At 40.9% G+C, this 16,402-nt stretch carries 16 protein-coding genes; 9 read left to right on the top strand and 7 right to left on the bottom strand.

Going from position 1 to position 16,402, the window contains the following annotated elements:
- The first annotated feature begins 255 nt into the window (after window positions 1–255).
- Complete coding sequence (locus P3L40_RS03735; protein ID WP_136134843.1) at window positions 256–1,617, top strand: MFS transporter; 1,362 nt, start codon at window positions 256–258, stop codon at window positions 1,615–1,617.
- A gap of 46 nt (window positions 1,618–1,663) precedes the next feature.
- On the opposite strand, the gene P3L40_RS03730 is transcribed toward P3L40_RS03735, so the two are convergent.
- Window positions 1,664–2,155, bottom strand: coding sequence for a YajQ family cyclic di-GMP-binding protein (locus P3L40_RS03730; protein ID WP_004905465.1), 492 nt, complete (start codon window positions 2,153–2,155; stop codon window positions 1,664–1,666).
- A 187-nt stretch (window positions 2,156–2,342) separates the two neighbouring features.
- Here P3L40_RS03730 and panE point away from each other — a divergent pair, with 187 nt between their 5' ends.
- From panE to P3L40_RS03710, 4 genes are all read left to right on the top strand, one after another.
- Window positions 2,343–3,257 (top strand): 2-dehydropantoate 2-reductase, encoded by a 915-nt coding sequence (gene panE, locus P3L40_RS03725; protein ID WP_136134844.1) that lies wholly within the window; start codon window positions 2,343–2,345, stop codon window positions 3,255–3,257.
- Window positions 3,217–3,810: a protein deglycase YajL gene (yajL, locus tag P3L40_RS03720; RefSeq protein ID WP_136134845.1), complete on the top strand. Its 594-nt coding sequence runs from the start codon at window positions 3,217–3,219 to the stop codon at window positions 3,808–3,810. The genes panE and yajL overlap by 41 nt, the downstream gene beginning before the upstream one ends.
- Before the next feature lie 256 nt (window positions 3,811–4,066).
- Window positions 4,067–4,210, top strand: a complete 144-nt coding sequence (locus P3L40_RS03715) for a Hok/Gef family protein (protein WP_004905468.1) — start codon at window positions 4,067–4,069, stop codon at window positions 4,208–4,210.
- A gap of 384 nt (window positions 4,211–4,594) precedes the next feature.
- Window positions 4,595–4,738 carry a Hok/Gef family protein gene (locus P3L40_RS03710; RefSeq protein ID WP_004905468.1) on the top strand — a complete coding sequence of 48 codons (144 nt, stop codon included), beginning with the start codon at window positions 4,595–4,597 and terminating at the stop codon, window positions 4,736–4,738.
- Between the two features lie 70 nt (window positions 4,739–4,808).
- Here P3L40_RS03710 and thiI read toward each other — a convergent pair whose 3' ends face one another.
- Window positions 4,809–6,260, bottom strand: a complete 1,452-nt coding sequence (thiI, locus tag P3L40_RS03705; RefSeq protein ID WP_136134846.1) for a tRNA uracil 4-sulfurtransferase ThiI — start codon at window positions 6,258–6,260, stop codon at window positions 4,809–4,811.
- A gap of 220 nt (window positions 6,261–6,480) precedes the next feature.
- On the opposite strand from thiI, the gene xseB reads away from it, so the two are divergent.
- The 4 genes from xseB (at window position 6,481) to caiF (ending at window position 10,757) form a co-directional block, all read left to right on the top strand.
- A complete protein-coding gene (xseB, locus tag P3L40_RS03700; protein WP_004914571.1) occupies window positions 6,481–6,732 on the top strand; it encodes an exodeoxyribonuclease VII small subunit in 252 nt (83 codons plus the stop codon).
- 3 nt (window positions 6,733–6,735) lie between these two features.
- On the top strand, window positions 6,736–7,653 hold the full coding sequence (gene ispA / locus P3L40_RS03695; RefSeq protein ID WP_004905476.1) for a (2E,6E)-farnesyl diphosphate synthase: 918 nt from the start codon (window positions 6,736–6,738) through the stop codon (window positions 7,651–7,653).
- Between the two features lie 252 nt (window positions 7,654–7,905).
- Entirely contained in the window at window positions 7,906–9,771 is a 1,866-nt protein-coding gene (gene dxs, locus P3L40_RS03690; RefSeq protein WP_136134847.1) for a 1-deoxy-D-xylulose-5-phosphate synthase, read from the top strand.
- Between the two features lie 593 nt (window positions 9,772–10,364).
- Entirely contained in the window at window positions 10,365–10,757 is a 393-nt protein-coding gene (caiF, locus tag P3L40_RS03685) for a carnitine metabolism transcriptional regulator CaiF (RefSeq protein ID WP_004905481.1), read from the top strand.
- 78 nt (window positions 10,758–10,835) lie between these two features.
- Here the strand turns inward: caiF and caiE are convergent, their stop codons facing one another.
- The 5 genes from caiE to caiA form a co-directional block, all read right to left on the bottom strand.
- Window positions 10,836–11,429, bottom strand: a complete 594-nt coding sequence (gene caiE / locus P3L40_RS03680; protein WP_004905486.1) for a carnitine operon protein CaiE — start codon at window positions 11,427–11,429, stop codon at window positions 10,836–10,838.
- A gap of 22 nt (window positions 11,430–11,451) precedes the next feature.
- Window positions 11,452–12,237, bottom strand: coding sequence for a crotonobetainyl-CoA hydratase (caiD, locus tag P3L40_RS03675; protein ID WP_094961958.1), 786 nt, complete (start codon window positions 12,235–12,237; stop codon window positions 11,452–11,454).
- 88 nt (window positions 12,238–12,325) lie between these two features.
- Window positions 12,326–13,885, bottom strand: a complete 1,560-nt coding sequence (caiC, locus tag P3L40_RS03670; protein WP_110592399.1) for a crotonobetaine/carnitine-CoA ligase — start codon at window positions 13,883–13,885, stop codon at window positions 12,326–12,328.
- Window positions 13,886–13,956: 71 nt separating this feature from the next.
- The gene (caiB, locus tag P3L40_RS03665; RefSeq protein ID WP_094961956.1) at window positions 13,957–15,177 is read right to left on the bottom strand and encodes an L-carnitine CoA-transferase; all 1,221 of its coding nucleotides are present in this window, start codon (window positions 15,175–15,177) and stop codon (window positions 13,957–13,959) included.
- Window positions 15,178–15,240: 63 nt separating this feature from the next.
- Window positions 15,241–16,383, bottom strand: a complete 1,143-nt coding sequence (caiA, locus tag P3L40_RS03660) for a crotonobetainyl-CoA dehydrogenase (protein WP_004905499.1) — start codon at window positions 16,381–16,383, stop codon at window positions 15,241–15,243.
- Between the last annotated feature and the right edge of the window lie 19 nt (window positions 16,384–16,402).

Genomic DNA, 16,402 nt, shown 5'->3' with positions numbered 1-16,402 from the left:
ATTTGTCTCTAACTGCTTTTACAACTCACTTTTACTTATTCTGCCTATCCTTATGAATCTATTTTATGGTTAAATAGCCGCTTGCTATTGATAAGCTAGATATCAAATGCACTATTAAAAATGCTAATAGGTTGAGATTAAAAACATATTGCCACAACATATACGTATTTATTCAACTTGTTGTATTTATTAATGTGTGACCTAACTAGCTGAGAGAAGTCAACACCGCTACAGCACGAAATATGAAGAATAAAAATGAATGATAACAAAATGACATCCACAGAGCTTAGATCCACTTGGGGATTAGGCTCCGTTTTCTCCTTGCGAATGCTTGGAATGTTTATGGTATTACCTATTTTGACCAGCTATGGGATGCATTTACAAGGTGCTAGCGAGTTCTTAGTGGGTGTCGCTATTGGTATCTATGGCCTTAGCCAAGCCGTTTTTCAAATCCCTTTTGGTTTAATGTCAGATAAGATTGGTAGGAAACCTTTAATTATTATTGGGTTAGTTATTTTTATTATCGGAAGTATCGTTGCAGCACTAAGCGATTCTATTTGGGGAATTATTATTGGTCGGGCTTTACAAGGCGCCGGAGCAATTTCTGCTGCCGTCATGGCATTACTTTCTGACCTAACTCGAGAGCAAAATCGCACTAAAGCCATGGCATTTTTAGGTATTAGTTTCGGTTTAACTTTTGCTATCGCCCTCGTACTTGGCCCAATTATCGCTAATTGGGTTGGTTTAAGTGGCTTATTTTGGGGGATAGCGCTACTTGCAGTTGGTGCTATTGCAGTGACTGTTTTTGTTGTTCCTAATACTAATACTCATGTCTTAAATCGTGAGTCTGCATTTGTACAAGGTAATTTAAAAGTGGTTTTAATGCACCCTCAATTACTCAAATTAAATATAGGGATCCTCAGCTTACACACCCTACTGATGTCCAGTTTTGTTGCTCTGCCTCTTATCATGACTGACTCCGGCTTTTTAGCAAAAGACCATTGGAAAGCCTATTTAGTCACAATGTTAATCGCTTTTGTCACCGTACTTCCCTTCATTATTTATGCGGAAAAATACCGCAAAATGAAACAAGTCTTCTTATTCTGTATTGCCGTTTTAGCATTGGCCGAAATTACCTTATGGTTTTCTGGCAATCACTTATGGGTGATTTTCTTAGGTATTCAACTGTTTTTTATCGCTTTCAATATCATGGAAGCCATTTTACCGTCACTCATAAGCAAAGAGGCACCTGCGGGCTATAAAGGAACTGCCATGGGCGTTTACTCCACTAGCCAGTTTTTAGGCGTTGCCATCGGGGGTATTGTTGGTGGGTGGTTATACAGTTTTGAAGGAGCTAGTACCGTTTTTATTGGTGGTTTAATTTTGACCATTATCTGGTTTATCATTAGCCTGACAATGCAGCAGCCTCCTTATGTCAGCAGTATTCGTATTGAATTACCCAACCATATTGGAGATACAAGAGCCCTTGAGAAAAAATTACAAGCTCAAGAAGGGGTGATGGAAGCGCTTGTCGTTGACGAGGAATTTAGTGCTTATGTTAAAGTTGATAGAAAAATCATCAATCGAGAACAACTTGAAGCATTAATAAATCAGTAAAAATTAGCCCGCTATCGCGGGCTTTAAATGAATGCTTGAAAAATAACTAATCGCGGAAGTTATTAAATTGAAAAGGTTGGCCTAAGTTCCCGCCACGTACTAATGCCATAACCGATTGTAAATCATCACGGGCTTTGCCCGTCACACGTACTTGGTCACCTTGAACTTGTGCTTGGACTTTCAGTTTACTGTCTTTAATTAATTTAACGATTTTTTTAGCAGTTGCAGCATCAATACCTTGCTTAAACGTAACCTCAACGCTATAGGTTTTTCCACTATGAACAATATCTTCTGGCACATTCAATACAGCACCATCAATACCGCGTTTTGCCATTTTTTCTCTTAAGATATCAACTAACTGGAGTACTTGGAAATCAGACTCACTAGTGATTTTAACTGATTCATTTTTGTCATTTAGCTCAAAACTAGCTTCGACATTTTTAAAATCCCAACGGCTGGTTAACTCACGCTGCGCATTTTCCACCGCATTACGTACTTCATTCATTTCCACTTCAGATACAATGTCAAATGATGGCATAGCTAGAACCTCACTGATAATTTTTAGACTGTGCGCATGATAACGTTTTTATTCACATCACTTCAAGTTATCAGGGTCTGTGATACTTCGTTAACTACAACTTCGTATCGTAAAAGGTTATAATGATAAGAGATCACTTCCGCCTTACCTTATAAGACGTTAAAGTCCCATTTTCAAAGGGGAAACAATGAAAATAACTCTAATTGGTTGTGGTGCGATAGGTAAACTGTGGCTTGCTTCACTTGCAATACAAGGGCATGACATACAAGGTTGGCTACGTGTTGCACAGTCTGATTTATTCGTCGATGTTAATGAACCTGATGGGCGTAGTTTCCGAGAGCTGATTCCTTGTAATAATATTAACCACTTGCAAACCAGTGAGTTGATCATTGTTTGTTTAAAAGCATGGCAAGTTTCTGACGCTTTATTACCTTTGATTAATACTATCCCAGAAAATACGCCTATTCTATTACTGCATAATGGCATGGGAACGATTGAAGAGCTGGCGCCTTTACGTCATCCTATCTTAGCGGGCGTCACAACCCATGCAGCTTGGCAAGAAAATAACCAAGTATTTCATGTCGCAAATGGCATCACACATATCGGCGCTATCAATTCCCAAGCACAAGCTTACTACCCAATAGCAGATATCTTGCATGAAGCCTTACCTGATGTGGCTTGGCATAATAATATTTTAACCACTTGCTGGCGTAAATTGATTGTAAACTGTGTCATTAACCCCCTTACCGTCGAACATAACTGTAAAAATGGTGAATTAATCCAACATTCCACACAGATATCTCGGATCATTGATGAAATATGTCATGTTATGGCGGCAGAAGGGCTGCATACGGATAAAGCAGAACTGACTGAGTATATTTACGGCATTATCAATAATACCGCTGATAACTATTCCTCTATGTTACAAGATATGCGAAATAATCGCCGTACAGAGATTGATTACATCACTGGCTTTTTAATCAAACAAGCACGAGCTCATGGGATCAGTACACCTGAAAACGATCGCCTTTATCATTTAGTCAAAAATAGAGAACAACAATATGACGACTTCCGCTCTAGTTTGCATCGCTCATGGGAGTGAAGAAATTGAGTTTACCATTACTGCTGATTTATTAGTTAGAGCAGGCATTAATGTGTCTTTAGCGAGTGTGACGGAAGACGGTTCTTTAACCATTACCGCTTCACGAGGCCTAAAAATTATTGCCGATACCCCATTGATTAAAGTCGCTGATGAGCCTTTTGATGCCATTGTGCTACCCGGTGGTATAGCGGGCGCAGAAACGTTCCGCGATAGCCCACTGGTTGTTGAAAAAGTTCGCCGTATGCATCTTGATGGTAAAATTGTAGCAGCTATTTGTGCAGCACCAGCGCTTGTACTTGAATATCACCAATTGTTTCCACTAGGTAATATGACCTGTTTTCCATCAATGAAAGATAAAATTCCAGCTCATAAATGGGTCGATCGCCGAGTTTACTTTGATGAACGTGTCAATCTATTAACTAGCCAAGGACCCGCCACTTCTTTTGACTTTGCATTAAAGTTAATTGAATTATTGGTAGGCCGAAAGACTGCAGCCCAAGTTGCCACTCAACTCGTTTTACCAAATGGGATTAACGATTATTTAGAAGATTAAATATAAAACTCATTATAAAAAACGAATTAGAAATATAACTTAACTTATTGAATAATAAAAATTAAATAGCAAAAAAAATCTGTGTTTAGAGTGATTTTTTGCTATGATTGCCGCGGGTGCTTGGATCATTTGGTTCAAGCATTTGTGAGAGCCAAAAAGACGAAAGCCCCGAATTTAGATGTTAATCTTAATCCGAGGCAGTCTCCAACTCTCAACAATTGGATTCTGTCTCCTTTTAGAAAAGGAGTCAAGAGGAATGGCCAAAATTGCCCTTCTGGGGCTAGTTACCGTGTGTCTGACGGTATTGTGTTTTTCATTATTGATGCAAGAAAGACTGTGCTCTTTCAGTATCAGCAGCGGAAACACGCTGGTTCAAGCTACGTTATCCTGCGATAACTAGTCTTGTGGGGGAAATTTCCCCCACATTTCTCTCTGATTGTGAGTTGATGATACAAGCACCCCGTTTTTATTCTCTACTTATTTTTATTCAGCTCACTTTGTCATTTCTATTTCAGTTACATCAGTAATCATATTAATATCAATGATATCGAAACTATTATAACCAACTGAATTTAAATATTTTATTTTCAATAATGAACGATAAAAACATTTGTTTAGAGTGATTTTTTGCTATGATTGCCGCGGGTGCTTGGATCATTTGGTTCAAGCATTTGTGAGAGCCAAAAAGACGAAAGCCCCGAATTTAGATGTTAATCTTAATCCGAGGCAGTCTCCAACTCACACAATTGGATTCTGTCTCCTTTTAGAAAAGGAGTCAAGAGGAATGGCCAAAATTGCCCTTCTGGGGCTAGTTACCGTGTGTCTGACGGTATTGTGTTTTTCATTATTGATGCAAGAAAGGCTATGCTCTTTCAGTATCAGCAGCGGAAACACGCTGGTTCAAGCTACGTTATCCTGCGATAACTAGTCTTGTGGGGGAAATTTCCCCCACATTTCTCTCTGATTGTGAGTTGGTGATACAAGCACCCTGTTTTAAGTTATGGGCGATAAACCTTTATATTTTCATAACCTTGTTCTTTTAGGTATAGCGCTTGCAAGCGGCTCATTACCCCACGGTCACAATATAATAAATAGGTTTTATCTTTTGGTAAGTCACCAAATAGCGTACTCAACTTATAGAATGGAATGTGCTTAATTTCCATTCCATCTACATTCAGTGGTTTGTCTTCGAATTCATCAATTGAACGAATATCTAAAATCACTTCATTTTCAATTGAAAGCTCACTCACCATTTCAATTTCAGGAACTTTTTCAAGACTTTCTTGTGCAATTTGTCGAATATCTATATTTTGAGCTTGCTCAACAACAGACTCTAAAATACTAAAATCAAAATTGGCCTCTTCCGCTTCAATCCGCGCTTTCACCGCTTTAACTGTTGGGCTTTTTGAGATTACACCACAATATTCAGGCATGGTTTTTGCGAAATCTTCAGTACCAATTTGGCGAGCTAACTTAATAATATGTTCTTTATCATGGGAAATTAGCGGCCTTAATACGAGAGTATCAGAAGCATTATCAATTAAACGCAAGTTTGTTAAAGTCTGGCTTGATACCTGCCCTAACGCTTCACCTGTGACAATCGCCTGCACGCCATAACGCTCAGCAACTTTAGATGCCGCTCTTACCATCATACGTTTGAGCACAACGCCCATTTGGCCATCATCCACTTTTTCTAAAATTTCAGCCACAACTGGCTCAAAATTTACAGCAATAAAACGGACTTTATGGGAACTACCAAAACGGTTCCACAAATAATGTGCGATTTGCTTCACACCAATTTCATGTGCAGCTCCGCCTAAATTAAAGAAGCAATAGTGAACACGACAGCCACGACGCATCAGCATATAGCTCGAGACACCTGAATCAAAACCACCGGAAATGAGTGACAACACATCCTCTTGGGTCCCTATAGGGAAACCACCAATGCCTTCAATACGTGCTTTAACTAAGATAAGTTTATCATCTTCGATTTCTAAGTGAATCGTGGTGTCAGGGTCTTTAAGCTTAACTTTTGCAGATGCAATGTGCTGGTTTAACCCACCACCGATATAGCGTTCAGCATCGATGGATGAAAACTCATGTTTACCACGACGCTTCACCCGCACACAGAATGTTTTATTTTCTAATGACTCGCCATAGGCTTCGTGTGTCATTTCGTAAATATGATGCAGACTAGTAAACGGTTTTTCTTCCACTTCGAGAATATGGTGAATACCTGGGATACGCCCTAGCATGTCACAAATTTCATCGTGTTTTGTTTCCCCCTTCACACGCACTTCAATGTTATCCCAATTACGGACAACCGAAATCTCTTCGCCAAGTGGTTTAAGCACGTTACGGATATTACTGGTCAAAATTTTAATAAAACGTAGCCTAACAGTTTGGCTTTTAATGGTAATTTCTGGGAATAACTTAATGATAAACTTCATAATAGCTGCATGTTCATGGTGGTTGGTGGCAAACGAATGTGCCTTAACAGAGACACATGACACGTTACCAATTGTCAATAAAGAGGCGTATTATAACACTATCTTGCGGGTTGAATCTAAAAACCCCAATAATAAATTGTAACCGTAGCAAGACTGCGTTAGTCTGCTGAATATTTAAAATCCCTCGAATTAACTGATTTCACATTAGTGGCTAAAGACTATGGCTAAAGAAAAAACTCAGCAAGTTCCGACTGTTAGTTTTGAAAACTCACTTCAAGAGCTAGAACAGATCGTCGCTCGCCTAGAATCCGGTGAACTTCCCTTAGAAGATGCCCTTAATGAGTTTGAACGTGGTGTTCAAATTGCTAAACAAGGTCAAAAAGTATTACAGCAAGCAGAGCAACGTGTACAAATTTTGCTAAGCGATGACGAAAATAAACCTCTAGCCGATTTTTCACCTGATACAGAATAAATTATGTCTGAACAACATTTAGATAGCTTTACGCAGCAACAAAAGCAAGCTTACGACAGAGTCAATCAATACCTATTAGATGCATTAAATGCGCTGCCGTTTGCAAACCTCCCTCTAGCGCAAGCTATGCGCTATGGCACATTATTAGGTGGAAAACGCTTACGTCCATTTTTAACTTATGCCATCGGCTCGATGTTTGGTGTTAGCCAAGAAAACCTTGATGCCCCTGCTGCTGCAGTCGAATGTATTCATGCTTATTCATTAATCCATGATGATTTACCTGCAATGGATGATGATGATTTACGTCGTGGCCAACCGACTTGCCATATTAAATACGGTGAAGGCAATGCGGTGCTTGCTGGAGATGCATTGCAAACATTGGCTTTCCAATTGCTGTCATCTGCACCAATGCCAGATGTAACAGACAAAGACCGCATAGCGATGATTGCAGAGTTATCATACGCAAGTGGCTTAGCAGGTATGTGTGGCGGACAAGCACTTGATTTAGATGCAGAAGGGAAGCAAGTTGACCTTGAATCTCTCGAGCGCATTCATCAACATAAAACAGGGGCATTGATTCGTGCTGCAATCCGTCTTGGTGCTTTTGCGGCAGGTGAAAAAGGTCAACAATTGTTACCTGTTTTAGATAAATATGCACAATCCATCGGTCTTGCCTTTCAAGTACAGGACGATATCCTAGATGTTATCGGTGATAGTGAAGTCACGGGTAAACGCCAAGGAACTGATGCCGAACATGAAAAAAGTACCTATCCATCGCTATTAGGGCTTGAAGCGGCGCAGAAAAAAGCACGTGAGCTATATCATGATGCAATAGATGCTTTAGAGACACTCCAGTCCCATGGATATAATATAGAAATGTTAAGCGCTTTAGCTAATTTCATTATTGAACGTAAAAGCTGACAATATGCTTTGCCTTTTGGCTACAAGAAGATCGATAATTACGGCAATTTATTACCCTAATGTATCTTCGAATCATTCCTATAACACAACAAAATAGATGGATGACTTCTTAATCACTCGAGAGTTATAGGCAGACGATAAACGAAGGCAACCCAACAGCACATAGAGGCTTTATGCAGCTAAATACTGAAAATAGTCATTTTGTTATGGCTAAGTAAGTTGGGTTTTTTATTAATTATAAGTGAGCAACTAATGAGTATTGATATCGCTAAATATCCAACGCTAGCCTTGGCAGAGACACCAGATGAGCTTCGTCTGTTGCCTAAAGAGAGTTTGCCCAAGCTTTGTGATGAACTCAGACAATTTTTACTGAGTAGCGTAGGTCGCTCTAGCGGTCACTTTGCTTCTGGTCTTGGCGCTGTTGAGCTCACCGTCGCACTACATTATGTCTATAAAACGCCGTTTGATAACCTTGTGTGGGATGTCGGCCACCAAGCCTACCCACATAAAATATTAACGGGGCGCCGTGACCGTATTGATACCATTCGTCAAAAAAATGGTTTACATCCCTTTCCATGGCGTGAAGAAAGTGAATATGACATTTTAAGCGTTGGCCATTCCTCAACATCCATTAGTGCCGGTTTAGGCATGGCCATTGCCGCAGAAAAAGAAAAACAAAACCGTAAAACGGTTTGTGTGATTGGTGATGGCGCCATTACCGCAGGAATGGCATTTGAGGCGATGAATCATGCTGGCGATGCTGCACCTGACATGTTGGTTATCTTAAATGATAACGAAATGTCTATTTCAGAAAATGTTGGCGCACTAAACAACCACTTAGCTCACTTGCTTTCTGGAAAGCTCTACACAACATTGCGTGAAGGTGGAAAAAAAGTTTTTTCTAACATGCCGCCTATTAAAGAGCTACTGAAAAAGACAGAAGAACACATTAAAGGCATGGTCGTACCGGGGACCATGTTTGAAGAATTAGGTTTTAACTATATTGGCCCTGTTGACGGCCATGATGTTGTTGCCTTAGTTCAAACGTTAAAAAATATGCGTGATTTAAAAGGCCCGCAATTTTTACATATCATGACCAAGAAAGGCCGGGGTTATGAGCCAGCAGAAAAAGACCCTATTAGCTGGCATGCTGTTCCTAAATTTGACCCAAGTACCTTCACTTTACCTAAAAGCAAAGAGACGGGGCCAACATTCTCTAAAATCTTTGGGGATTGGCTGTGTGAAGAGGCCAAAGACGATAGCAAGCTGATGGCTATCACCCCTGCGATGCGTGAAGGGTCTGGTATGGTTCGGTTTTCTAAAGAATTCCCAGAGCAATACTTCGATGTCGCGATCGCGGAGCAACATGCTGTCACCTTTGCGGCAGGCCTCGCCATTGGTGGCTATAAGCCTATCGTTGCTATCTATTCCACTTTCTTGCAACGCGGTTATGACCAAGTCATTCATGATGTGGCTATCCAAAAGGTACCTGTCATGTTTGCAATTGACCGGGCAGGCATTGTTGGGGCTGATGGACAAACTCACCAAGGTTCTTTTGATATTTCATTCCTGCGCTGTATACCAACCATGGTTATTATGGCTCCAAGTGATGAAAATGAGTGCCGCCAAATGCTGCATACTGGCTACCATTACCAAGATGGCCCATGTGCGGTTCGTTACCCTCGAGGTACAGGAACAGGCGCTGAATTACAGCCGTTATCGCCACTGCCTATTGGTAAAGGTATTATTCGTCGCCAAGGTGAAAAAGTCGCTATCTTATGTTTTGGCACATTATTAAGCCACGCATTAGTTGCTGCTGAACAACTCAATGCAACTGTTGTAGATATGCGTTTTGTGAAGCCTTTAGACGAAGCTCTGCTACTTGAAATGGCCAATACCCATGATGTACTGGTCACTCTCGAAGAAAATGCCATCATGGGTGGTGCTGGTAGCGGTGTGAATGAGTTCCTAATGCATGAGAAAAAAATCATTCCAATCTTAAACCTTGGTTTACCTGACTATTTTATTTCTCAGGGTACCCAAGAGGAACTTATTGCTGAATTGGGCTTAGATTCCACAGGTATTGTTAATTCTATTAATAACTATTTAGCCAAATAGTTTTTATCTTCAGGGCATTGCATTAACAATACAATGCCCTATTCAATCACAAAGCCAATCACTCTTATTCCTTTTCTTAATACGCTAAAAAAGTGTTTAGCTCCCTATTATTACTGACTCACTAATGTTCATTTAAAAAAATCACCTATGTCACATTTTTATTATATTTCAAGATCATTAAAATAAAATATAAAACCAAATATAATCAGTTTATCTACAAAGATATTCAGCTATTTACCTGAAATAAGAATACAAACAAAGCTTTTATCTTGAATGTAAATTTTCACAATAAAGGCATGCAAATTATTTTAAAATCTATTAATATGAACTTTGTCACTGTATGACAGTGTAATTTAGTCTCTGAATTATATTCGTCACATATTATTATGAAATATTATTTTTTATATGTAAGAAATGATAATTTATTTTTATAACGAATATATTATTTTAACAATTTTAACCAGAAATTAATAAGTAATTATTTTGTTTTCTTAATTAACAAACCAGGAAACAAATAAACGCTATTCCAACTACAATTTTCATATAGTTTATTTTTATTTAGTCGATTTTAATAAATAGATTTGGGAGCGCTTATGTGTGGACAATATATTAATGAACCCTTGTATTTATCTATTGCAAACTGGGTAATGAAACAAGGGCGCTGGACTACAGCTAGAGAGATATCTAACAACTTTGATATCCCGCATCCTAATGCAGTCAATATTGTTTCTTATATTTTATCTGATGTTGCTGAAATTCAGTGTGAAGTAAAAATGATCCCAAATAAATTATCGGGACGAGGCTGCCAATGCCAGCGGCTTATTAAAGTTAAGAAAATTGATAACCAGCTTTATGCACGTTTAAGAAGTCATCAAGCTGAAAAAGTCACTATCGATTCTCCTATAAAAGCAGCCTCTATGCCACCAAGTGAATTAAATCGAGAGCAAAAATGGCAATGGATGCTATCAAAAGCACAACGTCGTTAAACCTATTTCTTAGCTTCACATCAATAAAAAACGCAGACTTCACTATCTGCGTTTTTTATTTTACGGCCTTTTTGTGAATCATTGCCCCTTAGGTTTTACATCCGTTGTACCAAATAATTGGGGTCGATTAGCTTCAAGCTCTATTAGTGGCTGGGTTTCCTGTAAGTGTTGCTGATACCGGCACGCTAGGTCTTGATATTCCTTAGTATTTAACTGCTTCCAATGCAGTTCTTCATCAGTCACTAAGCGTAAAAAACGGGCTGGACTTCCGACTAACATCTGACGGTATTCTCCTTGAAACCCAGCTTTAACAAAACTCATCGCAGCAACAATGCTTTGTTCGCCAATGACAGCACCGTCCATGATCACACTATTCATACCGACTAAAGCATCACGACCAATAATACATCCGTGCAAAATAGCACCGTGACCTATGTGTCCGCACTCATGGACAATCGTTTCAACATCACTATAGCCATGCATAATGCAACAGTCCTGAATATTCGCACCTTTTTCTATGATCAAACGACCATAGTCCCCACGCAAAGAGGCGTTAGGCCCGACAAACACTCCTTCACCGATAATCACATCACCAATCACTACCGCTGATGGATGTACATATGCGGTGGGATGAACAACTGGGATCACCCCTTCAAAAGCGTAAAAACTCAAGATTCACCTCACTGCTAGCGTACTAGCGCCCTTTCCAACTCGGTGAACGTTTTTCGGAAAACGCCAGCGGGCCTTCTGTTGCATCTTCTGAGTGTAAAACCGCAGGGTAGTTTTTCAGCACGCCGCTACGCATAAGTTTATACCCCTCTTCAACTGTAAGTTCACCTGTAGCGCGGAAAATTTCTTTCAGTGCAGCGACAGCAAGTGGCGCACTTTGGGTGATTTGTTCTGCAAGTTCACGGGCTTTATCCATCAGGCTCTCAATAGGAACCACATCGTTAGCAATTCCCCAACGTAATGCTTCCTGCGCATCCATTCGTCTGCCGGTCATCACCATTTCATTCACGATTGGCGCAGGTAAAATTTTAGGTAAACGTAAAACACCACCGCTATCCGGAACAATCCCGAGTTGGGCTTCAGGTAATGCGAAACTGGCATTTTCAGAACAAATAATCATATCTGCCGCTAAAGCTAGTTCAAAACCACCGCCAAACGCATATCCATTCACCGCAGCAATAACAGGTTTGTTTAAATTAAAAATTTCAGTCAAACCGGCAAAGCCTCCTGGACCAAAATCAGCATCAGGTGCTTCACCTTCCGCCGCAGATTTTAAATCCCAACCCGCAGAGAAAAATCTCTCTCCTGCCCCGGTAATAATGGCGACACGCAGCGAAGGGTCATCGCGAAAATTAAGGAAAACTTCTCCCATTTTGAAACTAGTTTTTGCATCTATTGCATTTGCTTTAGGTCTATCGAGTATGATTTCTAAAATAGCGCCATTTCGAGTGATTTTTAATGATTCGCTCATAATATAATCCTTTCTTCGTCGTGCAGTGACGCTTCAGGTTGCACATGTGCAGCCCGAAAATGTATGCAAAATTAATCAAGTTTGTCGATTATTGCAGATATTTTTTCAATACTTTTCCAGAACAGTTACGCGGTAAATCTTTACGTACCTCAACACACGTTGGCACCTTAAATTTCGCCATTTGTTTTTCACAAAAAGCAAAAAATTCTTCCTGAGTTAAGGTTTCCCCTTCTTCAAGCACAATAAAAGCTTTAATCGCTTCATCTCGGATATCATCCACAATACCAATCACCGCAACATCGACAATGGCAGGATGTGAGGCGATAATATTTTCGATTTCACTGCAAGAGACATTTTCTCCACCGCGTTTGATCATATTGCTGCTTCTATCGACAAAATAGAAAAAGCCGTCTTTGTCTTGGTAAGCAAAGTCACCCGTATGCATCCATCCCGCTTCGTCAAAGGTTTTTGCTGTCGCTTCAGGGCTGTTGTAATACTCTTTAAAGAGGGTTTTACCACGTTCACCTTTTACACAAAGCTCACCAATAACCCCTGTTCCGACAGGTTGGTTATTTCTATCCCGAATTTGAGCTTGATAACAAAAACCAGGGCGACCAATAGATGGCCAACGACGCATATCGCCAGGCCTATCACCAATCAAACCAACTATCGTCTCCGTCATACCATACGAAGTTAAAAACCGCTTCACCCCAAAACGGGCCATAAACTGGTCGCGTTCTTCTTCACTTAAATTGAGGTAAAACATGGCTTCTCGTAAACAATGATCTTTTTCGTTATCCGCCAGCGGCTGGCTTAATAATGTGCGGATCATCATTGGGATAAGTTCGACGACAGTCGCTTTGTATTTCACCACTTGTTGCCAAAAACGGCGTGCGCTGTATTTCTCTAATAAAACAAACGTAGCACCGGCAGAAAATGCAGCCATAGAAGCCGTACATTGGCAATCAATATGAAAAGCAGGCATGACCGTTAAATAAATATCATCGGAGCGTAAGCTGTTTTGCCAAGAAGAGTAATAACCCGCAAAGCGGAGGTTATAGTGAGTAATAATCACCCCTTTAGGTTTCGAGGTGGTCCCAGAAGTAAATAAAATTTCGGCCGTATCCTCGACATGCAATTCAACCACCTGAGTCAACTGAGTATGTTGTTGTGACTGCTCAAGCCAAAAGTCAGAAATATGCTCTACGGGTTCAATTTGCGTTTCTGTAATCAAAAAAATATGTTCTAAGCTGGTCGCTTCATCAGCGAATACTTGTTGATAAATATCTAAGAAAGAGGAGCAAGTTACCACCATTTTGGGTTGGCAGTTCTGCATGATCCAGGCACTTTCACTGTATTTATAACGCGCATTAATTGGGACCATAATCGCCCCAATTTTAGCCAAGCCAAACCAGCAAAAGAAAAATTCAGGGCAATTATCTAAATGTAAAGCCACTTTATCGCCTTTTTGAATGCCATAAGCTAAAAAGAGATTGGCGGTGCGATTAATTTGCTGGTTCATTTCTAAGTAACTGAACTCGCTAACCTTTCCATCGCAGGATTCAAAGATAAGCGCCTGACTGTTACCGTGGGTGACTGCTAAGTCATCCCACATTTGACGCAAATTTTGTTTACCGATTACATCCATTAATTGTTACCCATCATTTCCCTGATGAATACTCAGTTCAATAGTCATCATTGCCCTGAGTACCCATTCAATTAATCAACTATTTTGGCTAGCCCTTTATCGACTAACCCCCGAATATCAGTTTCGCTGTATCCAATATTTTTTAAGATATCTGTCGTGTCCATACCGTGTGATGGCATGCCTCGCCAGATTTGTCCGGGGTTATTTTTGAATTTAGGCATGACATTAGGACCACGGCAGGTTTTTCCTTCCATTGTTTGCCAACTGGTAATAGATTCGCGCGCAATGTATTGAGGATTGGTTTCTAGCTCAGGAATCGTAAGGACTTTGGCGCTAGCAATATTCAATTCCGCGAGTCTTGCTAGCACTTCATCAATCGAACGTGAACCTAGCCATTCATCGAGTTTTTCTTCCACTAAAGGCCCATAAGGGCATTCCACACGGTGAATTAGCTGTGTGCCTTCCGGTATTTCTGGTGTACCTAACAGATGCGCTAACCCAATATCTTTGAAAATTTCCTGAATTTGCGTGATGCCGACAATTTCCATCACGATATAACCATCTTTACAGCTATAGAGACCACAACCTGCGTAATAGGGGTCTTTTCCTTTTGTCATACGTGGACAGATTTCGCCGCCATTAAAGTAGTCCATCATGAAGTATTGCCCCATACGCAACATCACTTCATACATGGCAACGTCAATGCTTTCACCTTTTCCGGTTTCACGTGCTTTATACAGTGCCGCCAGTGCCGCCGTTGTGGCAGTCATGCCAGAAAAATAATCTGCGGTATACGGGAAAGCAGGCATTGGCTGGTCTTTATCACCGTTTTGAATCAGATAGCCACTGAAAGCTTGAGCAATAGTGTTATAAGCTGCGAGGTTGGTATATTGCGGGTCACCGTACTGCCCGAAACCGGATAAGTGTGCAATGACCAGTTTAGGGTTATGTTCCCAAAGTACTTCATCCGTGATACCACGGCGAGCAAATGCGGGGCCTTTACTCGCTTCAATGAATATATCCGTGGTTTCCATCAGTTTTAAAAATGCGTCACGCCCTTCATCCTTGAAAATATTCAATGATAATGCACGTAAATTACGTCGTGACAGCTGAGGGTAGTTGGGTTGAACGCGAATAGTGTCTGCCCAAGCGACATTTTCTATCCAGATCACTTCAGCACCCCATTCTGCAAACATTTGCCCCGCGAATGGGCCAGCAATTTCAATTCCTGAAAATACCACTCTAACCCCAGCTAGAGGGCCAAATTCTGGCATAGGTAGATGCTCTGCCATGTTGTTATCTCCTGTGAAGCAGGGTTGGCCCTCTCGTGAAAGCCATCCCATTACGTTCAGTTATTAGCGGTATTGTTTTAGTACGCTACGGCCTAATGTCAGTATTTGCATTTCATCTGAACCGCCTGATACGCGATCCACACGCAGATCACGCCAGAAACGGGCGATCCGGTGCTCACCTGCAATTCCTACACCACCGAGTACTTGCATCGCAGAGTCCACGACTTCAAATGCCGCATTTGCACAGAAGTATTTACACATTGCTGCATCTCCAGAGGTGATCAATCCATTGTCACTCTTCCATGCAGTTTCATATAACATGTTGCGCATTGAATTGAGCTTGATCGCCATATGTGCAAATTTTTCTTGAATTAACTGAAAACGGCCAATGGCTTCACCAAATTGAACACGCTGGTTAGCATAACGAGCCGCATCTTCGAACGCGCACATCGCAGTGCCATAGTTAGTTAAGGCCACTAAGAAACGTTCATGGTCGAACTCTTCTTTTACACGGTTAAAACCATTACCTTCGCGGCCAAACATGTCCTTTTCATCAAGTTCGACATTATCAAAAGTGATTTCACAACAGCTATCCATGCGTAAACCCAGTTTTTCAAGTTTGTTCACCTTGATACCTGGTTTGCTCATATCTAAGAACCATTCGGTGAAAACAGGTTTGTCTGGTGAATCCGCATCACGGCTCATCACCACAATGTATGGGGTGTAAGCACTACTGGTGATAAAACATTTACTACCGTTCAAATACACTTTGCCATTACGGCGTTGGTAAGTGGTTTGTAGGCTACCTACGTCAGAGCCAGCCCCCGGTTCAGTGATCGCCGAGTTCCACATTTGTTTACCCGTACCGCGGAACGCCATGATTTTATCAATCTGCTCTTGAGTTCCTTCTCTTAGCACTGTATTAAAACCGCCCGGTAGTTGGTACAGCACATAGGTTGGTGCTCCCAGGCGACCCAGCTCCATCCATACCGCAGCAACGGTGATAAACCCTGCATCTAAGCCGCCATGTTCTTCTGGGATCAGCAGGTTATCGATTTCCATATCCGCTAACGCTTTTACAAAGCGTTCAGGATACTTACTGTCGCGGTCACATTCAGCGAAATAGCTTTCCCAGTTTTCACTGGCCATCAGTTCACGGATCCCTGCGACAAACAGCTCCTGCTCATCATTCAATCTAAAATCCATATCAATAACCTCTTAAATG

The sequence above is a fragment of the Providencia sp. PROV040 genome (assembly GCF_032706145.1).
GTDB lineage: Bacteria > Pseudomonadota > Gammaproteobacteria > Enterobacterales > Enterobacteriaceae > Providencia > Providencia hangzhouensis.
Note: the sequence above shows the minus strand (reverse complement) of the source record. Positions and strands in the feature narration are given on the sequence as shown.